This window comes from Providencia sp. PROV048, assembly GCF_033688165.1.
Lineage (GTDB): Bacteria > Pseudomonadota > Gammaproteobacteria > Enterobacterales > Enterobacteriaceae > Providencia > Providencia hangzhouensis.
Genome location: NZ_CP096360.1, coordinates 4,079,427 through 4,103,374 on the forward strand (window position 1 = coordinate 4,079,427; position 23,948 = coordinate 4,103,374).

38 protein-coding genes, 1 tRNA gene and 1 rRNA gene are annotated in these 23,948 nt (G+C 43.4%); 6 read left to right on the forward strand and 34 right to left on the reverse strand.

The window, feature by feature from the left end; translation table 11 throughout:
• Positions 1–314: 314 nt before the first annotated feature.
• Positions 315–390, reverse strand: a tRNA-Glu gene (locus tag M1F26_RS18290).
• Positions 391–520: 130 nt separating this feature from the next.
• Positions 521–2,060 (reverse strand): 16S ribosomal RNA (locus M1F26_RS18295).
• A gap of 585 nt (positions 2,061–2,645) precedes the next feature.
• Here M1F26_RS18295 and M1F26_RS18300 point away from each other — a divergent pair.
• Positions 2,646–3,191 (forward strand): gamma carbonic anhydrase family protein, encoded by a 546-nt coding sequence (locus tag M1F26_RS18300; RefSeq protein ID WP_140172950.1) that lies wholly within the window; start codon positions 2,646–2,648, stop codon positions 3,189–3,191.
• Here the strand turns inward: M1F26_RS18300 and M1F26_RS18305 are convergent.
• Genes M1F26_RS18305 through M1F26_RS18330 form a run of 6 tightly spaced genes read right to left on the reverse strand, consistent with a single transcriptional unit; the run spans position 3,167 to position 6,471 of the window.
• Entirely contained in the window at positions 3,167–3,427 is a 261-nt protein-coding gene (locus M1F26_RS18305) for a DUF1488 domain-containing protein (protein ID WP_140172949.1), read from the reverse strand. The two genes, M1F26_RS18300 and M1F26_RS18305, sit on opposite strands and share 25 nt — an antisense overlap.
• Positions 3,424–4,242, reverse strand: coding sequence for a shikimate dehydrogenase (aroE, locus tag M1F26_RS18310; RefSeq protein WP_140172948.1), 819 nt, complete (start codon positions 4,240–4,242; stop codon positions 3,424–3,426). Before aroE ends, M1F26_RS18305 begins: the two co-directional genes overlap by 4 nt.
• Positions 4,243–4,247: 5 nt before the next feature.
• Complete coding sequence (gene tsaC / locus M1F26_RS18315) at positions 4,248–4,817, reverse strand: L-threonylcarbamoyladenylate synthase type 1 TsaC (RefSeq protein ID WP_140172947.1); 570 nt, start codon at positions 4,815–4,817, stop codon at positions 4,248–4,250.
• Positions 4,818–4,829: 12 nt separating this feature from the next.
• Positions 4,830–5,369 carry a type I DNA topoisomerase gene (locus M1F26_RS18320; RefSeq protein ID WP_140172946.1) on the reverse strand — a complete coding sequence of 180 codons (540 nt, stop codon included), beginning with the start codon at positions 5,367–5,369 and terminating at the stop codon, positions 4,830–4,832.
• Positions 5,370–5,393: 24 nt separating this feature from the next.
• Positions 5,394–5,897 (reverse strand): DNA-processing protein DprA, encoded by a 504-nt coding sequence (locus M1F26_RS18325; RefSeq protein ID WP_318837627.1) that lies wholly within the window; start codon positions 5,895–5,897, stop codon positions 5,394–5,396.
• Positions 5,875–6,471, reverse strand: coding sequence for a DNA-processing protein DprA (locus tag M1F26_RS18330; RefSeq protein ID WP_318837628.1), 597 nt, complete (start codon positions 6,469–6,471; stop codon positions 5,875–5,877). Before M1F26_RS18330 ends, M1F26_RS18325 begins: the two co-directional genes overlap by 23 nt.
• Before the next feature lie 133 nt (positions 6,472–6,604).
• Between M1F26_RS18330 and def the strand changes: the two genes are divergently transcribed.
• From def to mscL, 5 genes are all read left to right on the forward strand, one after another.
• Positions 6,605–7,126: a peptide deformylase gene (def, locus tag M1F26_RS18335; protein ID WP_140172944.1), complete on the forward strand. Its 522-nt coding sequence runs from the start codon at positions 6,605–6,607 to the stop codon at positions 7,124–7,126.
• Between the two features lie 28 nt (positions 7,127–7,154).
• Positions 7,155–8,102, forward strand: a complete 948-nt coding sequence (gene fmt / locus M1F26_RS18340; RefSeq protein ID WP_140172943.1) for a methionyl-tRNA formyltransferase — start codon at positions 7,155–7,157, stop codon at positions 8,100–8,102.
• A 69-nt stretch (positions 8,103–8,171) separates the two neighbouring features.
• Positions 8,172–9,455, forward strand: coding sequence for a 16S rRNA (cytosine(967)-C(5))-methyltransferase RsmB (gene rsmB / locus M1F26_RS18345; protein WP_004265505.1), 1,284 nt, complete (start codon positions 8,172–8,174; stop codon positions 9,453–9,455).
• A gap of 36 nt (positions 9,456–9,491) precedes the next feature.
• Positions 9,492–10,868 (forward strand): Trk system potassium transporter TrkA, encoded by a 1,377-nt coding sequence (trkA, locus tag M1F26_RS18350; RefSeq protein ID WP_004265502.1) that lies wholly within the window; start codon positions 9,492–9,494, stop codon positions 10,866–10,868.
• Positions 10,869–10,973: 105 nt separating this feature from the next.
• Positions 10,974–11,384, forward strand: coding sequence for a large-conductance mechanosensitive channel protein MscL (mscL, locus tag M1F26_RS18355; RefSeq protein WP_004265501.1), 411 nt, complete (start codon positions 10,974–10,976; stop codon positions 11,382–11,384).
• Here the strand turns inward: mscL and M1F26_RS18360 are convergent, their stop codons facing one another.
• The 26 genes from M1F26_RS18360 to rplB form a co-directional block, all read right to left on the reverse strand.
• Entirely contained in the window at positions 11,385–11,585 is a 201-nt protein-coding gene (locus M1F26_RS18360) for an alternative ribosome-rescue factor A (RefSeq protein ID WP_004265498.1), read from the reverse strand.
• Between the two features lie 33 nt (positions 11,586–11,618).
• Positions 11,619–12,035 carry a Zn(2+)-responsive transcriptional regulator gene (gene zntR, locus M1F26_RS18365; protein ID WP_036959225.1) on the reverse strand — a complete coding sequence of 139 codons (417 nt, stop codon included), beginning with the start codon at positions 12,033–12,035 and terminating at the stop codon, positions 11,619–11,621.
• A 133-nt stretch (positions 12,036–12,168) separates the two neighbouring features.
• On the reverse strand, positions 12,169–12,555 hold the full coding sequence (gene rplQ / locus M1F26_RS18370) for a 50S ribosomal protein L17 (RefSeq protein WP_004907152.1): 387 nt from the start codon (positions 12,553–12,555) through the stop codon (positions 12,169–12,171).
• Positions 12,556–12,592: 37 nt separating this feature from the next.
• Entirely contained in the window at positions 12,593–13,582 is a 990-nt protein-coding gene (locus M1F26_RS18375; RefSeq protein ID WP_004265491.1) for a DNA-directed RNA polymerase subunit alpha, read from the reverse strand.
• A 25-nt stretch (positions 13,583–13,607) separates the two neighbouring features.
• A complete protein-coding gene (gene rpsD / locus M1F26_RS18380) occupies positions 13,608–14,228 on the reverse strand; it encodes a 30S ribosomal protein S4 (protein WP_004265487.1) in 621 nt (206 codons plus the stop codon).
• 37 nt (positions 14,229–14,265) lie between these two features.
• Positions 14,266–14,655: a 30S ribosomal protein S11 gene (gene rpsK, locus M1F26_RS18385; protein WP_002919257.1), complete on the reverse strand. Its 390-nt coding sequence runs from the start codon at positions 14,653–14,655 to the stop codon at positions 14,266–14,268.
• A 16-nt stretch (positions 14,656–14,671) separates the two neighbouring features.
• Positions 14,672–15,028 (reverse strand): 30S ribosomal protein S13, encoded by a 357-nt coding sequence (rpsM, locus tag M1F26_RS18390; protein ID WP_004907144.1) that lies wholly within the window; start codon positions 15,026–15,028, stop codon positions 14,672–14,674.
• A gap of 145 nt (positions 15,029–15,173) precedes the next feature.
• Positions 15,174–15,290 carry a 50S ribosomal protein L36 gene (rpmJ, locus tag M1F26_RS18395; protein ID WP_004265484.1) on the reverse strand — a complete coding sequence of 39 codons (117 nt, stop codon included), beginning with the start codon at positions 15,288–15,290 and terminating at the stop codon, positions 15,174–15,176.
• Positions 15,291–15,336: 46 nt separating this feature from the next.
• Positions 15,337–16,662 (reverse strand): preprotein translocase subunit SecY, encoded by a 1,326-nt coding sequence (gene secY, locus M1F26_RS18400; protein ID WP_004265481.1) that lies wholly within the window; start codon positions 16,660–16,662, stop codon positions 15,337–15,339.
• Between the two features lie 7 nt (positions 16,663–16,669).
• Positions 16,670–17,104, reverse strand: coding sequence for a 50S ribosomal protein L15 (gene rplO / locus M1F26_RS18405; protein WP_004265478.1), 435 nt, complete (start codon positions 17,102–17,104; stop codon positions 16,670–16,672).
• A 3-nt stretch (positions 17,105–17,107) separates the two neighbouring features.
• The gene (gene rpmD / locus M1F26_RS18410) at positions 17,108–17,287 is read right to left on the reverse strand and encodes a 50S ribosomal protein L30 (RefSeq protein ID WP_004265475.1); all 180 of its coding nucleotides are present in this window, start codon (positions 17,285–17,287) and stop codon (positions 17,108–17,110) included.
• 6 nt (positions 17,288–17,293) lie between these two features.
• Complete coding sequence (gene rpsE, locus M1F26_RS18415; RefSeq protein WP_004265471.1) at positions 17,294–17,794, reverse strand: 30S ribosomal protein S5; 501 nt, start codon at positions 17,792–17,794, stop codon at positions 17,294–17,296.
• A 14-nt stretch (positions 17,795–17,808) separates the two neighbouring features.
• Positions 17,809–18,162: a 50S ribosomal protein L18 gene (gene rplR / locus M1F26_RS18420; RefSeq protein ID WP_004265467.1), complete on the reverse strand. Its 354-nt coding sequence runs from the start codon at positions 18,160–18,162 to the stop codon at positions 17,809–17,811.
• Positions 18,163–18,171: 9 nt separating this feature from the next.
• Complete coding sequence (gene rplF, locus M1F26_RS18425; RefSeq protein ID WP_004265464.1) at positions 18,172–18,705, reverse strand: 50S ribosomal protein L6; 534 nt, start codon at positions 18,703–18,705, stop codon at positions 18,172–18,174.
• Between the two features lie 14 nt (positions 18,706–18,719).
• Positions 18,720–19,112, reverse strand: a complete 393-nt coding sequence (rpsH, locus tag M1F26_RS18430) for a 30S ribosomal protein S8 (protein WP_004907134.1) — start codon at positions 19,110–19,112, stop codon at positions 18,720–18,722.
• Positions 19,113–19,141: 29 nt separating this feature from the next.
• On the reverse strand, positions 19,142–19,447 hold the full coding sequence (gene rpsN, locus M1F26_RS18435; protein WP_004265458.1) for a 30S ribosomal protein S14: 306 nt from the start codon (positions 19,445–19,447) through the stop codon (positions 19,142–19,144).
• A 12-nt stretch (positions 19,448–19,459) separates the two neighbouring features.
• Positions 19,460–19,999 (reverse strand): 50S ribosomal protein L5, encoded by a 540-nt coding sequence (rplE, locus tag M1F26_RS18440; protein WP_004265455.1) that lies wholly within the window; start codon positions 19,997–19,999, stop codon positions 19,460–19,462.
• Between the two features lie 15 nt (positions 20,000–20,014).
• Complete coding sequence (rplX, locus tag M1F26_RS18445; RefSeq protein WP_004265452.1) at positions 20,015–20,329, reverse strand: 50S ribosomal protein L24; 315 nt, start codon at positions 20,327–20,329, stop codon at positions 20,015–20,017.
• Positions 20,330–20,339: 10 nt separating this feature from the next.
• A complete protein-coding gene (gene rplN / locus M1F26_RS18450) occupies positions 20,340–20,711 on the reverse strand; it encodes a 50S ribosomal protein L14 (RefSeq protein WP_004265449.1) in 372 nt (123 codons plus the stop codon).
• A 175-nt stretch (positions 20,712–20,886) separates the two neighbouring features.
• On the reverse strand, positions 20,887–21,141 hold the full coding sequence (gene rpsQ / locus M1F26_RS18455; protein WP_004265446.1) for a 30S ribosomal protein S17: 255 nt from the start codon (positions 21,139–21,141) through the stop codon (positions 20,887–20,889).
• On the reverse strand, positions 21,141–21,332 hold the full coding sequence (rpmC, locus tag M1F26_RS18460; protein ID WP_004265442.1) for a 50S ribosomal protein L29: 192 nt from the start codon (positions 21,330–21,332) through the stop codon (positions 21,141–21,143). Before rpmC ends, rpsQ begins: the two co-directional genes overlap by 1 nt.
• A complete protein-coding gene (gene rplP / locus M1F26_RS18465; protein ID WP_004265436.1) occupies positions 21,332–21,742 on the reverse strand; it encodes a 50S ribosomal protein L16 in 411 nt (136 codons plus the stop codon). Before rplP ends, rpmC begins: the two co-directional genes overlap by 1 nt.
• Before the next feature lie 12 nt (positions 21,743–21,754).
• The gene (gene rpsC, locus M1F26_RS18470) at positions 21,755–22,456 is read right to left on the reverse strand and encodes a 30S ribosomal protein S3 (protein WP_004265433.1); all 702 of its coding nucleotides are present in this window, start codon (positions 22,454–22,456) and stop codon (positions 21,755–21,757) included.
• A gap of 17 nt (positions 22,457–22,473) precedes the next feature.
• Positions 22,474–22,806, reverse strand: a complete 333-nt coding sequence (gene rplV / locus M1F26_RS18475; RefSeq protein ID WP_004265430.1) for a 50S ribosomal protein L22 — start codon at positions 22,804–22,806, stop codon at positions 22,474–22,476.
• A 15-nt stretch (positions 22,807–22,821) separates the two neighbouring features.
• Complete coding sequence (rpsS, locus tag M1F26_RS18480) at positions 22,822–23,100, reverse strand: 30S ribosomal protein S19 (RefSeq protein WP_004265426.1); 279 nt, start codon at positions 23,098–23,100, stop codon at positions 22,822–22,824.
• A gap of 14 nt (positions 23,101–23,114) precedes the next feature.
• Complete coding sequence (gene rplB, locus M1F26_RS18485) at positions 23,115–23,939, reverse strand: 50S ribosomal protein L2 (protein WP_004265422.1); 825 nt, start codon at positions 23,937–23,939, stop codon at positions 23,115–23,117.
• Positions 23,940–23,948: the final 9 nt, after the last annotated feature.

Genomic DNA, 23,948 nt, shown 5'->3' on the forward strand with positions numbered 1-23,948 from the left:
GTCATGGCTGTGCGTGCATTCCTTCTTTGTTGGGCAGTGCTCGCAATGCTCACATACTTATGTATGCTGCGCTTGCTGTGCGCTGGCCGCCGCGAAGGACTGACTGCTCGCTCATGCCACTCGCTAAAGTGACCGAAAATTTCAGGTCTGAAATTTTGAGAGACTCTCACATTGTTTAAGCGATAAACAATGTGCGTTGTTTTCAATTTTCAGCTTGTTCCAGATTGTTAAAGAGCATAATTGTTAAACCAACTACAATATAATTGGCTTAATCATTATTGGGGACATCGTCTTTCACTCGATATCGGCGCAATTGGCGTCCCCTAGGGGATTCGAACCCCTGTTACCGCCGTGAAAGGGCGGTGTCCTAGGCCTCTAGACGAAGGGGACACGAAAATCACAAAAACTTTTGTGCTTTCATGTAAGTCCTATTCTCTCGAATAAGTCTCCCACGTATAGCCTATTGCTCTACTTTCTATCAGACAATCTGTGTGAGCACTTCACAAAAACACTTCAATGGTAAGGAGGTGATCCAACCGCAGGTTCCCCTACGGTTACCTTGTTACGACTTCACCCCAGTCATGAATCACAAAGTGGTAAGCGCCCTCCCGAAGGTTAAGCTACCTACTTCTTTTGCAACCCACTCCCATGGTGTGACGGGCGGTGTGTACAAGGCCCGGGAACGTATTCACCGTAGCATTCTGATCTACGATTACTAGCGATTCCGACTTCATGGAGTCGAGTTGCAGACTCCAATCCGGACTACGACGTACTTTATGAGTTCCGCTTGCTCTCGCGAGGTCGCTTCTCTTTGTATACGCCATTGTAGCACGTGTGTAGCCCTACTCGTAAGGGCCATGATGACTTGACGTCATCCCCACCTTCCTCCGGTTTATCACCGGCAGTCTCCTTTGAGTTCCCGACCGAGTCGCTGGCAACAAAGGATAAGGGTTGCGCTCGTTGCGGGACTTAACCCAACATTTCACAACACGAGCTGACGACAGCCATGCAGCACCTGTCTCAGAGTTCCCGAAGGCACTAAAGCATCTCTGCTAAATTCTCTGGATGTCAAGAGTAGGTAAGGTTCTTCGCGTTGCATCGAATTAAACCACATGCTCCACCGCTTGTGCGGGCCCCCGTCAATTCATTTGAGTTTTAACCTTGCGGCCGTACTCCCCAGGCGGTCGATTTAACGCGTTAGCTCCGAAAGCCACTCCTCTAGGGAACAACCTTCAAATCGACATCGTTTACAGCGTGGACTACCAGGGTATCTAATCCTGTTTGCTCCCCACGCTTTCGCACCTGAGCGTCAGTCTTTGTCCAGGGGGCCGCCTTCGCCACCGGTATTCCTCCACATCTCTACGCATTTCACCGCTACACATGGAATTCTACCCCCCTCTACAAGACTCTAGCTGACCAGTCTTAGATGCCATTCCCAGGTTAAGCCCGGGGATTTCACATCTAACTTAATCAACCGCCTGCGTGCGCTTTACGCCCAGTAATTCCGATTAACGCTTGCACCCTCCGTATTACCGCGGCTGCTGGCACGGAGTTAGCCGGTGCTTCTTCTGTCGGTAACGTCAATCGTTGTTGATATTAGCAACAACGCCTTCCTCCCGACTGAAAGTACTTTACAACCCTAGGGCCTTCTTCATACACGCGGCATGGCTGCATCAGGCTTGCGCCCATTGTGCAATATTCCCCACTGCTGCCTCCCGTAGGAGTCTGGGCCGTGTCTCAGTCCCAGTGTGGCTGATCATCCTCTCAGACCAGCTAGGGATCGTCGCCTAGGTGAGCCATTACCTCACCTACTAGCTAATCCCATATGGGTTCATCCGATAGCGCAAGGACCGAAGTTCCCCTGCTTTGCTCCTTAGAGATTATGCGGTATTAGCTACCGTTTCCAGTAGTTATCCCCCTCTATCGGGCAGATCCCCATACATTACTCACCCGTCCGCCGCTCGTCAGCGAGAAGCAAGCTTCCCCTGTTACCGCTCGACTTGCATGTGTTAGGCCTGCCGCCAGCGTTCAATCTGAGCCATGATCAAACTCTTCAATTAAAAAGCTTGATGCTCAAAGAATGTTTACTGTCGTATGTCTTCTTGCGAAAACATATTACCTATTAGTTCATATATATGAATTAACGTGTTAGTCACTCTTCAAGACTTAAAATCAAATATTTTTTTGATAGTGTCCTGTGAGTGCCCACACAGATTGTCTGATAAATTGTTAAAGAGCGTTGCGACATTTCTTTTTTTGAAATTCGACTCAGTTTTTATTAACTTAGGTCGTTGTCGCGAGGTGTCGTATATTACGTTTTTTATTTAGAAAGTCAAGCGTTTATTTTCAACTTTTTCTTTCTCACCTCTGTTATCACTGGGTTATGAAGTTTTCTTCTAACCGGTTTGTCGTGACAACGGATGCGCATTATAGGGAGCCTTCAGAATTACACAACCTTTTTTTTAAAAAAAAACTCTGTTTGCGGATAAAATAGCCACCTTGTGCTTTTTCACCGCATAACGGTTATAAAAGAAACGACTTCATGCCTATAATTCTAACTTTAGCAACCTACTCGCTCATAAATTCATAATGAACTAATGAGTTATTTAACTGCTATCTTTTATTTCTTTTTTACGGTTATCACTATGAACACACTTTTACGTCCTTATTTAGATATTTACCCTTCTATTAATGCACGCGTTTTCATTGACCCATCTTCTGTTGTAATTGGAGATGTTCGCATAGCTGATGATGTCAGTATTTGGCCTCTTTCTGTTTTGCGTGGTGATGTTAACTATATTTCTATTGGTGCACGTACCAATATTCAAGATGGCTCAGTTCTACATGTCACACATAAATCCGCAAGTAACCCTGAGGGGAACCCGTTAATTATTGGAGAAGATGTCACCATTGGTCATAAAGTTATGTTACATGGTTGCACTATAGGAAATAGAGTGCTGGTTGGAATGGGTTCAATTGTCATTGATGGAGCTATAGTGGAAGATGACGTTATTATTGGGGCTAACAGTTTAGTAACTCAAGGAAAAAGACTCGAATCCGGTTACTTATATACAGGGAGCCCAGCAAAAGCCATCCGAAAATTGACTGATGCTGAGTTAGGTCATTTACGTTATTCAGCGAATAACTATGTCGAATGGAAAAATAACTATTTAGCATCTGATAATATGTAAAACCCATCGTAATCATCGAGGCCTTGTTCAATCAAGGCTTCAAACTCTTCTTCTATATCCCATCGATGCTGCTGAAATAAACTCAAAGGTGTTTCTTCTTTACCATAACGTTGAAATAACAATGACTGAGAAATTGCACATTCCGCAAGCATTCCGCTGATCAACACAGGAAAGCGTACTTGCTTGGATAGCGCATCCCACTCTTCTCTATCAGGGAATTGAATTTGCTGATTCACCCTTTCAATTCCTTATATAAGGCAGATAGAACAGGTGTAATTTCAGGAAGAATGCCATGCCATAGTTTAAAAGAAAACGCGGCTTGCCCTACTAGCATACCTAGGCCATCGGCTATTTTAGTCACTTGAAGTTGAGTCGCAAACTCAAGGAAGGGCGTTAATGATGATTGATAAAACATATCATAACATGCAGCTTGATCGCTAAACACATTTGGATTGATTGCAGGAACCTCTCCACTTACACCAGATGAAGTCGCATTGATAATCAGATCAAAATCAGCAGATACGATCTGTGAGATCTCTTTCCCGCACATTTTACCTAGTGCTGAAAATTCATTAACTAATAATTCAACCTTAGAAAAGGTTCTATTTGTCAAAGTGATATCACAGCCATATTCTAAAAGTGGCAATAATGCTCCACGTGTCGCACCACCAGCACCAATCATTAATATTCGGCTATTTGGATGAACAAACTTTAAACGTTGTAAATCTAACAAAAGCCCCATTCCATCGGTGTTGTCGCCCAACAATCGATTATCATCAAGCTTCATCACCGTATTAACAGCGCCACAAACTTGAGCTCTTGCAGTTAATTCAGAAACAGCCTGAAAAGCACGCTCCTTAAATGGCAAAGTAATGTTTGCGCCCTTTCCACCCTGAGAAAAAAAACCTATTAGACTTTGTTCGAATCCCTCGATTGGTGCTAGGACTTTTTCATATTCAAGGGCAACCCCTGTTTGCTCTGCAAACATTTTATGTATAACAGGTGATTTACTGTGTTGAATTGGATTACCAAAAACCGCAAACATTTCCATCAATATTATCCTTTACGATATAATTGCCCTGTTTTTGCATCTCTTATTTCAGATGGGTTTTGACGACCACCGACCATTCCATCAAAAACAGGAATACTCCCGTTGAACTGTGCAATAACATCTTCAGTTGTCCTACAAGGCTCTAACCCACTTAAATTAGCACTTGTAGATACCAAAGGTTTGCCATAATGACGGCATAATTTTTTTACTAATTCATGGTCTGTAACTCTCACTGCGATAGTATCAAACCGACCTGTCAACCATTTTGGAGTCGTTACTTTTGCCGGGATCACCCATGTTACTGGCCCCGGCCATGTTGCAAACATCGCTTGCTTTTGTTCTTCTGTTAGTTGCTCATCATCTATATAGTCTTTTAATTGCTCGTAGCTATCAGCGATAAGGATTAATCCTTTTTCCCAAGGGCGTTGCTTTAACTCTAATAACTTATATACCGCTGTTTCACTATCAGGGTCACAACCTAAACCAAATACGGCTTCTGTTGGATAGGCAATAACCTCCTCATGTTGTAATGAACTAATAATACTTTCAATTGCAGGTGTAGATATATTTGACATAGTTTTAACTCATTATTCTTCTTGTTGTTTACCGCAGCGTTTGCTGGCACAAAATAATCTTACTCCCTGTCCCCCCCTTTTTTCCATAAGTAATGGATACTCACAATACTTACATTTACTATTAATAGGCTTATTATTTAATATAAACTGACAGTTAGGGTAATTGTCGCAAGCATAAAAAGTCTTACCATAACGCGATTTTCTCTGTAATAAATTCCCTTTTTGGCATTGAGGACAAGAAATTTTAGTTTCATCCGGTTTATCAATTAGCTCAATATGTTCACATTCAGGATAATTACTACAACCAATAAACATGCCAAATCGGCCTTGCTTAAGCACTAGGTCGTGACTACATTTAGGACAATGTTGACCTTCTAATACTTTAATTATATGACTTTCCACCGTAGGTCTTAGCGGTCTCATATAATGACATTGTGGATAACTTGAACAACCTAAAAAAGGCCCATGTGAACTATTGCGGATAACAAGCAAAGAATCGCATTCTGGACAATGTTCATTTTTTTCTGTATCGAAAGGCAGTTGTTTAGACATGTTTTTCTCTACTGTTGCTTTTAACTAAGTTACTCTGGTATACCCACCAGCCCCCGAGCTAACTACCCCATTAATTTCCATCTCAGTTAATATGGTAATAATTTGAGTAACTGGAATTTGGGTTTGTTCTGCAATGACATCTACTGGTGTCGCTTGGTACCCAACCATACCTAAAATTTTATTTTCTACCACATTAAACTCAAGTGGTGCCTGTTCTATAGGTAATTCGGTTTGTATCCAATTTAACCCATCACCTATATGCTGTAAAACATCCTCAGGTTCAGCTAATAGATAAGCTCCCTGCTGTAATAACCAATGGTTGCCATGAAATGCAGAGTTACCTAATGGAGCAGGCAATGTAAATAAGTCGCGGTTTTGCTCTAATGCATACCTAGCGGTTATCAGTGAGCCACTTTTCATCCCTGCTTCGATTACAATAACTGCTTTACTTAACCCACTAATAATACGGTTTCTCTTGGGAAATTGTTTAGGTAATGGTGGTGCATCAGGCCAATATTCTGAAATCAAAGCACCATAATTTTTGATTTTTTTCAGCCAATTCAGTATGTTGACGTGGATAAATATTCGCTAACCCGCTACCTAAAACCGCAATTGTTTCACCTCGATTATCAAGGGCAGCCTTATGGCTTATACCGTCGATACCTAATGCAAGCCCACTGGTGATGGTTATACCATGATGGACAAAGCTCTTCACAAATAGGTTAGTCCATATTCTGCCGTATTCACTTGCTCTACGACTTCCAACTACAGCAATTTGTGGCGTTACCAATAATTCACTTTTTCCCACGACAAATAATAAAAGAGGAGGACGGTAAATTTGCTTTAATAAAAAAGGGTAATAGGAATCACAGAAAGTAATCATTTGATGATGTTTATTTGAAAGCCATGCCTGTACTTTCTCAAGCCGGTGCATAGAGACATTCATAAACTGTAATTGCTGTATTTCATTCAAACCATGATGGTGTAAAGTCTGATAGCTAATTTTATTTAGTTGTTTTAGCTCATTAATTATTCTTACTGCATTCAGAGGTAATAACCTTTTAACCTGTGACATTCTTAACCAAATTTCTTGGATATTCATTATTGTCATCCTGACTCATCAACAAATAGGTTCTTCAGTGAACAAATCATAACCAATACTGTCAATATGAATGAGAAATGTCTAGAATAGTCATTAATTCCCATTCACATTTTGGAAACTGCTCGAAAAATTTATGTCAGTCTTAAACGTATTACATTACCCAGACGAACGCTTACGCACAATTGCTAAGCCAGTAGACAAAGTTGATGCTTCTATACAGCGTATCGTTGATGATATGTTCGATACCATGTATGAAGAAGAAGGTATTGGCCTTGCAGCAACACAAGTTGATATCCACCAGAGAATCATCGTTATTGATGTGTCTGAAACTCGTGATGATCGCTTAGTTCTTATTAACCCTGAATTACTAGATAAATCAGGGGAAACAGGGATCGAAGAAGGTTGCTTGTCTATTCCAGAACAACATGGCTTCGTCCCTCGTGCTGAGCAGGTAAAAATTCGCGCGCTAAACTATAACGGAGAGTCTTTTGAACTGGAGGCTGATGGTTTATTAGCTATCTGTATCCAACATGAGATGGACCACCTTGTTGGTAAACTATTCGTTGACTATTTATCGCCTTTAAAACGTCAGCGCATCCGCCAGAAAGTTGAAAAGTTAGACAGACTAAGAGCAAAAGAAGCCAAAAATAGCTAATTCGCTACATATAAATAGGGAAATTAACGTGTCAGAGCCATTGAAAATTATTTTTGCGGGTACGCCCGATTTTGCGGCCAAACATTTAGCTGCACTCTTAGATACTAGACACCAAATCGTTGGCGTCCTCACTCGCCATGATAGACCTGCGGGAAGAGGTAAAAAGTTAACTCCGAGCCCCGTCAAGGTTCTCGCTGAAGAACACCAAATCCCTGTTTTTCAACCAGTATCTCTTAAAGATAGCGAAAACCAGCAGTGGATAAAAAACCAAAATGCAGACTTAATGATAGTTGTTGCCTATGGCCTGATTCTACCGCAAGCCGTTCTCGATATTCCTCGCTTAGGTTGCTTGAATGTTCACGGCTCTTTGTTACCTCGCTGGAGAGGAGCGGCACCAATTCAACGTTCTATTTGGGCTGGTGATACTGAAACGGGTGTGACTATTATGCAAATGGATGCAGGTTTAGATACTGGAGACATGCTTTACAAAGCAATTTGTCCAATTAACCCTAGTGATACAAGCGCCTCGTTATATGACAAGTTAGCAATAATAGGCCCAGAAGCATTAATTCATACTGTTGAAATGCTATCCTCAGGCCAATGCACAGCTGAAAAACAAGATGATTCATTAGCAAATTACGCTGAAAAATTATCAAAAGAAGAAGCTCGGATTAATTGGCAAGATGATGCTGTACATATTGAGCGCTGTATTCGTGCTTTCAATCCTTGGCCAATGAGTTATTTCATGGTTGAAGAACAACTCATTAAAGTTTGGCAAGCTGAAGTACTCGAAGAAGCACATGATAAGCAACCAGGAACAATTATTAGCGCTGACAAAAAAGGTATATGCATTGCCACAGGAAATGGCATACTAAATATTACTCAGCTACAACCGCCTGGCAAAAAAGCAATGAGTGCACAAGATATCCTAAACTCTCGTCGCGAATGGTTTACCCCAGAGCAAGTTCTAGCATAACGAACTTGTAAACTGCCTGATACCTTCAGGCAGTTTTATTTCAGTCACTAATGAATTCATCCTCACCATATGAAAAACACATATAATTTGCGTAGTATCGCGGCAACAGCCATTTTCCAAGTTCTTGATAACGGGCAATCATTAAGCACTGTACTGCCTGACTTACAACGTAATATCAATGATAAAGATAAAGCTTTATTACAAGAAATTTGCTTTGGCGTTTTACGTTATTTACCAAAACTTGAATGGTTTATTAGCCAGCTAATGGAAAAACCATTAACGGGTAAACAAAGAACCCTACATTACTTAATTATGGTAGGCATCTACCAGCTACTTTACACTCGTATACCACCTCATGCTGCATTAGCAGAAACAGTAGATGGCGCAGTTGCACTGAAAAAGCCCCAATTAAAAGGGCTTATTAATGGCGTATTACGTTCATTTCAGCGCCAACAAGTACAATTAGAAGAAAGAATTGCTAACAACACTAGCCAATATTTACATCCAAGCTGGTTATTAAAACGCCTACAAACTGCCTATCCAGAGGATTGGCAATCTATTATTGAAGCAAATAACCAACGCCCACCTATGTGGTTAAGAGTAAACTCTCAACATCACACTGCTGCACAATATCTCAACTTACTAGAACAATCTGAGATAACCGCACATTTGCACCCCTCACATCCAAATGCTATTCGGTTAGATGAACCCACCGCAGTATCTCGTCTTCCGGGCTTTGAAGATGGCTGGTCAACAGTACAAGATGTCTCAGCTCAAGGCTGCGCTGAATTGCTAGAACCTCAAAATGGGGAAAGTATTTTAGATTTATGTGCAGCACCAGGTGGAAAAACAACCCATATTTTAGAATTAGCCCCTAGAGCGAATGTTATTGCTGTAGATATCGATGAATATCGTCTTAAAAGAGTGAAAGAAAATCTAATTCGTCTTAAGCAACATGCTGTTGTTATACAAGGAGACGGCACACAGCCTGAAAAATGGGCGAAAGATCAGCAATTTGACCGTATTTTACTTGATGCACCTTGCTCCGCTACAGGCGTTATTAGGCGTCATCCTGATATTAAATGGCTACGCCGTGATTCGGATATAAATGAATTGGCGCAACTACAAGCTCAAATTCTCGAAGCTATCTGGCCTTATTTAAAACCGGGCGGTACTCTACTTTATGCGACATGCTCAATTATGCCCGAAGAAAATGGAAAGCAAATACAAAATTTCCTATCTAAACATAATGACGCCAGTCTAAATGATGGAACCGATGCTGGGTTACAAGTATTACCAAGTACTAATGGTGGTGATGGTTTCTTTTATGCACGCTTAGTCAAAAAAGTGTAGTAAATTGTAGCCAGCTCTCTGATATAGGAAGATGTAATGAAGATCATTATTCTAGGTGCTGGGCAAGTTGGCGGAACGCTTGCTGAAAATTTAGTTGATGAGAACAATGATATTACCGTCGTTGATACCGATGCTGATCGGTTACGTCAATTACAGGATCAATTCGATCTTCGAGTGGTAAATGGTCATGGCTCTCACCCTAGAGTGCTTCGGGATGCAGGCGCAGAAGATGCGGATATGTTAGTAGCCGTTACCAATTCAGATGAAACTAACATGATTGCCTGCCAAATTGCATATAGCCTATTTAATACCCCAAATAAAATAGCGCGTATCAGGGCGACTGAATATATCCGTGAAGCCGACAAATTGTTTCTACCTGAACAAATCCCGATTGACTACTTAATATCGCCAGAACAACTAGTTATCGACTATATCTATAAATTAATTCAATACCCTGGCGCCCTTCAGGTTGTAAACTTTGCAGAAGGCAAAGTTAGCATAGTTGCTGTAAAAGCTTATTATGGCGGCTCACTCGTTGGTAATGCACTATCGAGCTTACGCGAACACATGCCACATATTGATACTCGTGTTGTCGCTATTTTCCGTCAAGATAGACCTATTCGCCCTCAAGGCTCAACAATTATTGAAGCGGGTGATGAGGTTTTTTTTGTTGCTTCAACACAACATATCCGAGCCGTAATGAGCGAGCTGCAAAGACTAGAAAAACCATACAAACGTTTGATGATAGTCGGTGGTGGTAACGTCGGAGCCGGTCTAGCAAGGCGACTAGAAAAAGATTACAGCGTGAAACTTATTGAGCGCAACCAGAAGCGCGCAACAGAACTTGCTGAGTTGCTGCATGATACCATTGTATTTTATGGCGATGCATCCGACCAAGAACTACTCACAGAAGAACATATTGAGCAAATGGATGTTTTTATTGCCCTAACAAATGATGATGAAGCTAATATTATGTCTGCTATGTTAGCAAAAAAAATGGGGGCTAAAAAAGCAATGGTTCTTATACAACGCTCTGCATACGTTGAACTCGTTCAAGGTGGGGTAATTGATATTGCGATTTCACCTCAACAGGCAACTATTTCTGCTTTATTAAGCCATGTAAGAAAAGCGGATATAGTCAATGTTTCATCTTTAAGAAGAGGCGTTGCGGAAGCTATTGAGGCAATTGCACACGGTGATGAAAATACGTCAAAAGTTGTTGGCAAAAAAATATCTGAAATTAAACTTCCTCCTGGAACTATTATTGGTGCAATTGTTCGTGAAGAAGAAGTCATTATAGCTAGTGATTACCATATAATTGAACAAGGTGATCATGTCATTATGTTTATTACAGATAAAAAGTATGTACCCGAAGTTGAAAAATTATTTCAACCAAGTCCATTCTTTTTATAAAAATAAAAATAGTAAATATTTGTAGCTTAATAATTTTAGCGACTATAATTTGTTAACCTAATACATGTTTTGTTTCAATTGAGTTATTTATTAAGGGGTCGTCTAATGAGCTTTTTAAAAGATTTCCGCGAATTTGCTATGAAGGGCAATGTAGTGGATATGGCAGTTGGTATTATTATTGGTGCTGCATTTGGTAAAATTGTATCTTCATTAGTTGCTGATGTCATTATGCCTCCGCTAGGTTTACTAATCGGAGGTGTTGATTTCAAATCATTCAGCGTAGTATTAAAAGAAGCACAAGGTGATTTACCAGCAGTAGTACTAAATTATGGTATGTTTATACAAACCGTTTTTGACTTCGTTATTGTTGCGTTCGCTATCTTTATGGCAATTAAGGTCATGAATAAAGTTCGCCGTGAAAAAGAAGCCGCACCAGCAGAGCCAGCCCCACCATCTAAAGAAGAAGTTCTGTTATCAGAAATTCGTGATCTTTTAAAAGAACAAAATAAAAATTAACTAAAAGGCCAGTGGTAATAAGTAAATAAACCTATTACCGCTGGCCTCCCAGTTAACTGACTTCTTATTTTTTTCTTTTCTTGTATAACTACCTTTTCCTTTTTTGTTTTTTTCAACTCTTTGGCGAAATAGTGGATCATGTAGTAATGCTTCAATCGCATTATCTTTAATCTCACCACGTTTATGTTGATATTTACTCATGATATACCCTCATATAATTAGCAGATTGTATAATTAATAAACTTTAGATGCGCCTTTTTCTAGTATTTCCATAATGGAGCAATAGGTTGTCGCATGTTCTTCTCCACAACATGCTGAACTTAACATCTTCAGCGAATCGCGCATAATAATAAGCTCTTGTATCTTTTTTTCAACTTCAAGTAATCTGAGATCAACAATCTGTTTAGATTCTTGGCAGGTATGATGTTCAGGATCCACTCGTATTGAAAGTAGTTCAGTGATAGCTTCTAAAGTAAAACCTAACTGTTTTGCATAACGAATAAAACGCAGTCGCTGTAGGTCTTGTTCCGTAAATAACCGATACCCACCTTCTGTTCTTTCTTTATGTCCCATCAAACCTTGTTTTTCATAAAAACGAATCGTATCAGGCGTCACATCTGCTAGCCTAGCAAGTTCACCTATCTTATACATGCTCATAATACTTACCTGTAAATATGGGTTAACCACGAAAAAATCAAGGGAATAAATTTATTTGAAGAAGTAAGAATAGCAGGTACAAAAAAACCGGGCAAATATACCCGGTTTTCTTGAAAGCGACAGCAGATTACTCTGCAGCTGCTTCTTGAGACTCAACAGCACGGTCAACAAGCTCGATGTAAGCCATCGGAGCGTTGTCACCTGTGCGGTAGCCACACTTAAGAATACGAGTGTAACCACCTGCACGAGCTGCGAAACGAGGTCCCAGTTCATTAAATAATTTTGCAACGATCTCGTTATCACGAGTACGTGCGAATGCCAGACGACGATTAGCTACGCTGTCGGTCTTGGCAAGAGTAATCAGCGGCTCAACGACGCGACGCAGTTCTTTCGCTTTAGGCAGAGTCGTCTTGATGATTTCATGACGAACTAAAGAACCTGCCATGTTACGGAACATAGCTTGGCGGTGGCTGCTGTTGCGGTTCAATTGACGACCACTCTTACGATGGCGCATGACCTTATCCTTCTCAGTAAAACCTTAACCTGTGATCTTAATCATCAGCAATACTTGCTGGTGGCCAATTTTCTAAGCGCATGCCCAGAGAAAGACCACGAGATGCCAAGACGTCCTTAATTTCAGTAAGAGATTTCTTACCAAGATTCGGAGTTTTAAGCAACTCAACTTCTGTACGCTGTACCAGATCACCGATGTAGTGGATAGCTTCTGCTTTGAGGCAGTTAGCAGAGCGGACAGTCAATTCCAGATCGTCAACTGGGCGCAATAAGATAGGATCGAATTCTGGTTTTTCTTCTTTAACTTCAGGCTGACGTACATCACGTAAGTCAACAAAAGCTTCAAGTTGTTCAGCCAGAATGGTTGCCGCACGGCGAATCGCCTCTTCAGGATCGATTGTACCGTTAGTTTCCATTTCAATAACTAACTTATCCAAGTCTGTACGTTGCTCAACACGAGCTGCTTCAACATTGTAGGCAATACGCTCTACTGGGCTGTAGCAAGCATCGACTAACAAACGACCGATTGGGCGCTCATCTTCTTCCGAATGAACTCGGGCAGAAGCCGGCACATAACCACGACCACGCTGTACTTTAATTCGCATATTAATAGATGCGCTTTCGTCAGTCAGGTGGCAGATGATGTGCTGTGGCTTGACGATTTCGACATCACCATCATGGATGATGTCGGCTGCAGTCACAGGGCCAATGCCAGATTTATTCAAGGTTAAAATAACTTCATCTTTCCCCTGAACTTTTACCGCCAGCCCTTTCAGGTTGAGGAGAATCTCCAGGATATCTTCCTGTACACCTTCTTTGGTGCTGTACTCATGCAGTACACCATCAATCTCAACCTCTGTCACCGCACAACCCGGCATAGACGAAAGCAGAATACGGCGCAGTGCGTTACCAAGAGTATGGCCAAAGCCACGCTCTAAAGGCTCAAGGGTCACCTTAGCGTGCGTCGAACTCACTTGCTCGATATCTACCAGGCGCGGTTTTAGAAACTCTGTCACAGAACCCTGCATTGTGTCCTCTCTTTGGTGCTAAGCTTTACTTGGAGTAAAGCTCGACGATCAGGTGTTCGTTAATGTCCGCAGACAAGTCAGTACGTTCAGGAATACGTTTGAACACACCTTCCATTTTAGCAGCATCAACTTCCAGCCAAGTTGGCTTCTCACGCTGTTCAGCCAGCTCTAAAGCAGCCTTAATACGAGACTGTTTTTTAGCTTTCTCACGAACGCTGATAACGTCATTCGGGGAAACCTGATAAGAAGCGATATTAACTACACGGCCATTTACCATGATAGCTTTATGGCTAACCATTTGACGTGCTTCTGCGCGAGTTGCGCCAAAGCCCATACGGTAAACGACGTTATCAAGACGACCTTCCAGCAAAGTCAGCAGGTTTTCACCTGTGTTGCCTTTCAGACGTGTTGCTTCTTTGTAATAGTTACGGAATTGACGTTCCAGAACACCGTAGATACGACGAACTTTTTGTTTTTCACGTAACTGGACGCCATAGTCAGACAGACGCGGTTTACGCGCACCGTGCTGGCCTGGAGCCTGTTCTAATTTACACTTGGTGTCAATCGCGCGAACACCAGACTTCAGGAAGAGGTCTGTTCCTTCGCGACGGCTCAGCTTGAGCTTAGGACCCAAATATCTAGCCATTTTCTTTCTCCAACAGTCCTAAAAAAAACGAAACGTATTAAACGCGACGTTTTTTCGGTGGGCGACAACCGTTATGAGGGATAGGAGTCACATCAGTAATATTAGTGATGCGGAAACCAGCGGCGTTCAGAGCACGAATTGTTGATTCGCGACCCGGACCCGGTCCCTTAACCATAACTTCCAGGTTCTTGATACCGTATTCTTTCACGGCTTCTGCGCAACGCTCTGCTGCAACCTGAGCTGCAAACGGAGTGGATTTGCGAGAACCACGGAAACCGGAACCACCGGCAGTTGCCCAACCCAATGCGTTACCTTGACGGTCTGTAATAGTAACGATTGTGTTGTTGAAAGAAGCATGGATATGAGCCACACCGTCTGAGACTTGTTTTCTTACACGCTTACGTGCACGAATTGGTGCTTTTGCCATTATTCAATACCCCGACTTATTTCTTGATCGGCTTACGCGGACCCTTACGGGTACGAGCGTTAGTCTTAGTACGCTGTCCGCGCACAGGAAGACCACGACGATGACGTAAACCACGGTAACATCCAAGGTCCATCAGACGCTTGATGCTCAGGGTAATTTCACGACGTAAGTCACCTTCTACAACGTATTTAGCAACTTCGTCACGCAGCTTGTCGATTTGTTCTTCAGACAGCTCACTGATCTTAACATTTTCAGCAATACCAGTTGCTTCACAGATAGCCTGTGAACGAGTTTTGCCGATACCGAAAATCGATGTTAAAGCGATTACAGTATGTTTATGATCAGGAATGTTAATGCCTGCTATACGGGCCACTATGCACTCCTAAGTTAAAATATACATTACTGTGCTGAAAAGCCCGTTTTCAGGATACTCAAACAATAATGTATCTTAGATAAAAAAGATTGGCTGGCTAATTTAGCCAGCTCAACCCAACTTTGCAAGAAAAAAATGCTTTTTCTTAACCTTGACGTTGTTTATGTCTTGGTTCAACACTACAAATTACACGAACGCTACCATTGCGACGAATAATTTTGCAGTTACGGCATAATTTCTTGACGGAAGCACGAACTTTCATTTTTACTCTCCGTAACTTCTAAGCAAACCATAATCACACTAAATGATTACTTACCTTTCAGGTTTGCTTTCTTCAATGCAGACTCATACTGACTTGACATCATCAGAGTTTGCACTTGAGCCATAAAGTCCATGATAACGACAACCACGATTAAGAGGGAAGTACCACCAAAATAGAAAGGTACTTTCATTGCGTCACGCATGAACTCCGGGATTAGGCAGATGAAGGTAATATATAATGCGCCAACTAATGTTAAGCGAGTCATTACCTTATCAATGTACTTGGCCGTTTGCTCTCCCGGACGAATTCCTGGTACAAATGCACCGGACTTCTTCAGGTTATCTGCTGTTTCTCTCGGGTTGAAAACCAACGCCGTATAGAAGAAACAGAAGAAGATGATCGCAGATGCATAAAGTAACACATATAACGGTTGACCAGGCTGTAAATACATAGAAATTGTAGTCAGCCAGTCCCAGCCAGTTCCATCACCAAACCAAGAAGCTATTGTACCCGGGAATAGTATGATACTGGAAGCAAAAATTGCAGGAATTACACCCGCCATATTCACTTTTAACGGTAAATGTGTACTTTGTGCTGCGTAAACACGGCGACCTTGCTGACGTTTAGCGTAATTAACGACGATACGACGCTGACCACGTTCCATAAACACAACAAAGAATGTAACCGCGAATACTAACACCGCAACCAACAGCAACAGGAGGAAGTGCAGATCGCCTTGCCGAGCTTGCTCGATGGTATGGCCAATAGCCGGCGGTAATCCCGCAACAATACCAGCGAAGATAATGATAGAAATACCGTTACCGATACCTCTTTCAGTTATCTGCTCACCTAACCACATAAGGAACATAGTCCCCGTGACCAAGCTAACAACAGCCGTAAAGTAGAACGGGAGACCCGGATCAATAACTAACCCTTGCATCCCTGGCATATTCGGTAGACCCATTGCAATACCAATAGATTGGAATATTGCTAATACCAGAGTACCCCAACGAGTATATTGGCTTATCTTCCGACGACCTGCTTCTCCTTCCTTCTTAATCTCTGCTAACCGTGGATTAACCACTGATAATAATTGGATGATAATCGATGCCGAAATATACGGCATGATACCCAAAGCAAAGATAGAAGCACGGCTAAGAGCACCACCAGAGAACATGTTAAACATTTCAATGATGGTGCCTTGTTGCTGTTCGAGCAATTTGGCAAGCACAGTGGCATCAATACCAGGGATTGGAATAAAAGAACCAATTCGGAAAACAATTAGCGCACCAATTACAAACAAAAGTCTGCGTTTAAGTTCGCCAGCTCCACCCTTGGCACTTTGAAAATCTAATCCTGGTTGTTTAGCCATCTGTCACTTATTCCTCAATTTTACCGCCGGCAGCTTCGATTGCAGCGCGAGCACCTTTAGTAACACGAAGGCCACGTACAGTAACTGCACGGTTCACTTCGCCAGACAGAATAACTTTCGCATATTCAATCTGGATGCCAACAACGTTCGCGGCTTTCAGTGCGTTCAGATCAATAACATCGCCTTCAACAGCAGCAAAATCAGACAGACGAATCTCTGCAGTGATCATTGCTTTGCGTGAAGTGAAGCCGAATTTCGGCAGACGACGGTATAAAGGCATCTGGCCGCCTTCGAAACCACGACGTACGCCACCGCCAGAACGAGATTTCTGACCTTTGTGACCACGGCCGCCGGTTTTACCGAGACCAGAACCGATACCACGACCTACGCGTTTAGGCGCGTGCTTGGCACCTTCAGCCGGAGACAGAGTATTTAAACGCATCTCTTACTCCTCAACTTTAACCATGTAGGAAACCAAGTTGACCATACCACGTACAGCAGGAGTATCCTCGCGCTCTACTGTATGACCAATGCGACGCAGACCTAAACCGACCAGTGTTGCCTTATGCTTAGGCAGACGACCGATTGAACTGCGAACTTGTGTAATTTTAATAGTCTTAGCCATAGCCGATTACCCCAGAATTTCTTCGACGGATTTTCCACGCTTAGCTGCGACCATTTCTGGAGACTTCATGCTGTCTAAAGCATCCAGTGTTGCACGAACCACGTTGATTGGGTTAGTGGAACCATAGGTTTTAGCCAGTACGTTGCGAACTCCAGCTACTTCTAAAACAGCACGCATTGCACCGCCGGCAATGATACCGGTACCTTCGTGAGCAGGTTGCATAAACACACGAGAACCAGTGTGTGTACCTTTCACAGGGTGGAACAATGTGCCGTTGTTTAGAGCAACGGTTTTCATACTGCGACGGGCTTTTTCCATCGCTTTCTGGATTGCTGCCGGAACTTCGCGCGCTTTGCCGTAGCCAAAACCAACGCGACCGTTACCATCACCAACTACAGTCAGTGCGGTAAAGCTGAAAATACGGCCACCTTTAACGGTTTTTGCTACGCGGTTTACCGCGATCAGCTTTTCCTGCAGTTCGCCAGCTTGTTTTTCGATGTGAGCCATCTTACACCTCTACCTTAGAACTGAAGGCCAGCTTCACGGGCAGCATCTGCCAGTGCCTGGACTCTACCATGATATTGGAAACCAGAACGGTCAAAAGCAACAACAGTGATGCCTTTTTCCAGTGCGCGTTCAGCAATTAATTTACCAACTACTGCTGCTGCATCTTTGTTTCCAGTGAATTTCACTTGCTCATTGATAGCTTTTTCTGTAGTAGAAGCTGCAACCAATGTTTCAGAACCGTTCGGTGCGATAACCTGCGCATAAATATGGCGTGGAGTACGATGTACCACCAGGCGAGTCGCACCCAACTCTTGGATCTTACGGCGTGCGCGGGTCGCACGACGGATACGAGCTGCTTTCTTATCCATAGTGTTACCTTACTTCTTCTTAGCCTCTTTGGTACGCACGATTTCATCGGCGTAACGAACACCTTTACCTTTGTAAGGTTCAGGACGACGGTAAGCACGCAGTTCTGCTGCAACTTGACCAATCACTTGCTTATCCGCACCTTTCAGTACGATTTCAGTTTGTGTTGGACATTCAGCAGTAATGCCTGCTGGCAGTGCGTGTTCAACCGGATGCGAGAAACCTAAAGACAAGCTTACTGCATTGCCTTTGATTGCTGCACGGTAACCAACACCGACCAGTTGAAGCTTTTTAGTGAAGCCTTCGGTAACACCAACAACCATTGCATTGCACAGTGAACGAGTAGTACCCGCTTGTGCCCATGCATCATCAAAACCTTCGCGTGGTGCGAAAGTCAGTTGATTGTCTTCGCTTTTAACTTCAACTGCATTATGGATAGTACGAGTAAGCTCGCCGTTTTTACCCTTAATCGAAATAACCTGACCGTTGAGTTTTACCTCTACGCCGGCAGGAATGACGACGGGTGCTTTTGCCACACGAGACATTCTTTCCTCCCGAATTAAGCTACGTAGCAGAGAATCTCGCCACCAAGACCAGCTTGGCGAGCTGCACGATCAGTCATGACACCTTTAGAGGTAGAAACAACAGCGATACCTAAACCAGCCATAACTTGTGGCAGCTCATCTTTTTTCTTATAGATGCGCAGACTTGGGCGGCTTACACGCTGAATGCTTTCTACAACAGCCTTACCTTGGAAATAACGTAAAGTCAGTTCCAGTTCTGGCTTGATGTCGCCTTCAATTTTAAAATCTTCAATATAACCTTCTTCCTTCAGCACTTTGGCAATTGCCACTTTCAGCTTGGAGGAAGGCATGGTGACCGCAACTTTGTTCGCGGCCTGACCGTTACGGATACGGGTCAGCATATCCGCGATGGGATCTTGCATGCTCATCTGTCTTTACTCCCGTGATTCAAATGGAATTACCAACTTGCCTTTTTAAGGCCCGGGATTTCACCGCGCATAGCGGCTTCACGGACTTTAATACGGCTCAGACCAAACTTCCGCAGGAAACCGTGCGGACGCCCTGTTTGACGGCAGCGGTTACGCTGACGAGAAGGACTTGAATCACGTGGCAGTGTTTGCAGCTTGAGAACAGCGTCCCAGCGATCTTCATCAGATGCTTTAACATCAGAGATGATAGCTTTCAGTTCTACGCGTTTTGCGAAGAATTTCTCAGCTAATTTAGCACGTTTAACATCACGCGCTTTCATAGATTTCTTAGCCATGAGTACCCTGCCTTACTTGCGGAACGGGAAGTTGAACGCTGCTAACAGTGCGCGACCTTCGTCATCTGATTTCGCAGTAGTGGTGATAGTAATATCTAAACCACGTACGCGATCCACTTTATCGTAATCGATTTCAGGGAAGATGATTTGTTCACGAACACCCATGCTGTAGTTACCGCGACCATCGAAAGACTTAGCGGACAAGCCACGGAAGTCACGAATACGTGGTACAGCAATAGAAATCAGACGCTCAAGGAACTCCCACATGCGTTCGCCACGCAGGGTTACTTTACAGCCGATTGGATAGCCCTGACGGATTTTGAAGCCTGCAACAGATTTGCGTGCTTTGGTGATCAAAGGTTTTTGACCTGAGATCGCTGTTAAATCAGCTGCTGCATTATCCAGCAGTTTTTTATCAGCAATCGCTTCACCAACACCCATATTCAGGGTGATCTTCTCGACCCGAGGGACTTGCATGACAGAAGTGTAGCTAAACTCGGTCATGAGTTTATTAACTACTTCGTCTTTATAGTAATCATGCAGTTTCGCCATCGTATACTCCAAAAATTACTTGATAGTTTCACTGTTAGATTTGAAGAAACGGACTTTTTTGCCGTCTTCGAATCTAAAGCCTACACGGTCAGCCTTACCAGTTGCCGCGTTAAAGATTGCAACGTTAGAAACTTGAATAGCCGCTTCTTTTTCAACGATGCCACCTGGTTGGTTCAGAGCCGGTACAGGCTTCTGATGTTTTTTAACCAGATTGATACCTTCAACGATAACTTTACTAGAAGAAATAACCTGCTTTACTTTACCGCGCTTACCTTTGTCTTTCCCAGTTAGCACGATAACTTCGTCATCACGACGGATTTTCGCTGCCATAGTTCGCTCCTTAGAGTACTTCAGGTGCCAGAGAGATAATTTTCATAAACTTCTCGTTACGAAGTTCACGAGTTACCGGCCCAAAAATACGCGTACCGATTACTTGCTCACTGTTATTATTTAATAACACACAAGCATTACCATCGAAGCGAATGACAGAACCGTCAGGGCGACGTACACCCTTCTTGGTGCGCACCACTACCGCTTTCAGGACATCACCCTTTTTAACTTTACCGCGTGGAATTGCTTCTTTAACAGTAATTTTAATGATGTCGCCTACATGTGCATAGCGACGGTGCGAGCCACCTAGAACCTTGATACACATTACGCGACGTGCACCGGAGTTGTCGGCCACGTTCAGCATAGTCTGTTCTTGGATCATTTTAGTGCTCCGCTAAATGTCAACTACTACTGAGCCACCTCATTATGAAGAGGCCGTTCAAATATACCCATACTACGAGGGCGCGGCATTATAACACCACATCATCGTGTTGGACAGAAAAAAATAAACGGCTCAATCAAAAAGAGCCGTTTATTCATCAAGAAAAGTTATTCTATTACAGAACAGCTTTTTCTACAACGCGAACTAAGGCCCAAGACTTAGTCTTAGACAGTGGACGAGTTTGGCGGATTTCTACCACGTCACCGATTCCACATTCATTGTTCTCGTCATGTACGTGCAATTTAGTCGTACGACGGATGAATTTACCATACAGAGGGTGTTTCACCATACGTTCGATAGCAACAACAATAGATTTCTCCATTTTATCGCTAACTACACGACCTTGCAGAGTACGGATTTTATCGCTCATTACGCACCTGCCTTCTCAGTCAGTAAAGTCTTCACACGTGCGATATCGCGACGCACTTGTTTCAACAGATGAGACTGTTGCAGCTGACCGCTTGCAGCCTGCATACGTAAATTAAATTGTTCACGTAACAGGTTCAAAAGTTCAGCATTCAGCTCTTCAACGCTTTTTTCGCGCAGCTCTTGTGCTTTCATTACATCACCGTCTTAGTTACAAAGGTGGTTTTGATAGGCAGTTTCGCTGCTGCCAGAGAGAATGCCTCACGAGCCAGCTCTTCAGGCACACCGTCCATTTCGTACAGTACTTTACCAGGCTGAATTAAGGCAACCCAATATTCTACGTTACCTTTACCTTTACCCATACGAACTTCGAGTGGTTTCTCAGTGATTGGTTTGTCTGGGAACACACGGATCCAGATTTTACCTTGACGCTTAATAGCACGGGTCATAGCACGACGTGCCGCTTCGATCTGACGTGCAGTCAGACGACCACGGCCAACAGCTTTAAGACCGAAAGTGCCGAAGCTAACATCCGTACCTTGCGCTAGACCACGGTTGCGGCCTTTGTGCACCTTACGGAATTTTGTACGCTTTGGTTGTAACATCAGCGACTCTCCTTACTTGCGGCCTTTACGCTGCTGCTTTTTAGGTTGAGCAGCTGGTTTCTCAGCTTGTTCAACAGCAGCCATACCACCCAGAATCTCACCTTTGAAGATCCATACCTTAACGCCGAGAACACCATAAGTGGTGTGCGCTTCTGAAGTGTTGTAATCGATATCAGCACGTAATGTGTGCAGTGGCACACGGCCTTCACGATACCACTCGGTACGAGCGATTTCAGCACCGCCTAAACGGCCACTGACTTCAACTTTAATACCTTTAGCGCCCAGACGCATTGCGTTCTGTACTGCACGCTTCATAGCACGACGGAACATAACACGACGTTCCAGCTGTGAAGAAATGCTGTCAGCAACTAATTTAGCGTCTAGTTCTGGTTTACGAACTTCGGCGATATTGATTTGCGCAGGAACACCAGCGATATCCGCTACTGTTTTACGCAGTTTTTCAACGTCTTCACCTTTCTTACCGATAACGATACCTGGGCGAGCAGTGTGAATAGTCACACGGATGCTTTTCGCAGGACGTTCGATAACGATGCGAGAGATTGACGCTTTTGCCAATTCTTTATTCAAGTACTGGCGTACTTTGTAATCGCTGTCTAGGTTGTCAGCGAATTCATTGGTGTTCGCATACCAAGTAGAGTTCCAAGGTTTGACAATACCCAGGCGAATACCATTAGGATGTACTTTCTGACCCATTGCTAGTCTCCAGAGTCTCAGCGATCGGACACAACCACAGTAATGTGGCTGGTGCGCTTAAGAATACGATCTGCACGGCCTTTCGCACGCGGCATGATGCGTTTCATGGTTGGACCTTCGTCTACGAAAATTTTCGCAACTTTCAGGTCATCAATGTCAGCGCCATCGTTTTGCTCTGCGTTAGCAATTGCAGATTCAAGTACTTTCTTCACTAAACCAGCAGCTTTCTTGTTGGTGTAGGTCAGAATTTCCAGAGCTTGCGACACTTTCTTACCGCGAATCAGGTCGGCAACTAAGCGAACCTTCTGGGCAGAAGAACGAGCGTGGCGATGCATAGCTAAAGTTTCCATCTCTTCCTCCTATCCTTAACGTTTCTTAGCTTTCTTATCTGCCGCGTGGCCGCGATAAGTGCGAGTCGGTGCGAATTCACCCAGTTTGTGACCAACCATTTCGTCGGTTACGAAAACTGGAACATGCTGACGACCATTATGGACAGCGATGGTCAATCCGATCATATTAGGAAAGATCGTTGAACGACGGGACCAAGTCTTAAGAGGCTTCTTGTCTCCGCTTTCCACCGCTTTCTCTACCTTCTTCAGCAAGTGCAGGTCAATAAAAGGACCTTTCTTGAGAGAACGTGGCATGGTTTATCCTCTAATTATTTTTTAGAACGATGACGTACGATGAATTGATCAGTACGCTTGTTACTACGAGTTTTCTTACCTTTGGTTTGAACGCCCCATGGTGTTACTGGGTGTTTACCAAAGTTACGGCCTTCACCACCACCATGTGGATGGTCTACTGGGTTCATCGCAGTACCGCGAACGGTAGGACGAACACCACGCCAGCGGCTAGCACCAGCTTTACCGAGAACACGTAACATATGTTCAGCGTTACCAACTTCACCAAGAGTTGCACGGCAATCAGCTAAAACTTTACGCATTTCACCAGAACGCAGACGTAATGTGACATAAGCACCATCACGAGCAACGATTTGAGCGTAAGTACCTGCTGAACGCGCTAACTGTCCACCTTTACCTGGTTTCAGTTCGATGTTATGAACTGTAGAACCAACAGGGATGTTGCGCATCGGCAGTGCGTTACCAGCTTTGATTGCTGAATCAACACCAGATTGAATCTGGTCGCCAGCTTTCAGGCCTTTTGGTGCAAGAATATAACGACGTTCACCGTCTTTATATAGAACCAGTGCAATGTTCGCAGAACGATTTGGATCATATTCCAAACGCTCAACAACTGCAGGAACACCGTCTTTGTTGCGTTTGAAGTCAACTAAACGATAATGCTGCTTATGGCCACCACCGATATGACGGGTAGTGATACGGCCATTGTTGTTACGACCACCGGATTTGCTGTTTTTTTCTAACAGCGGAGCATAAGGTTTACCCTTATGCAGCTCAGGGTTAACCACTTTAACTACGTGGCGACGGCCCGGAGACGTAGGTTTACATTTAACAACTGCCATTGTTCTTTA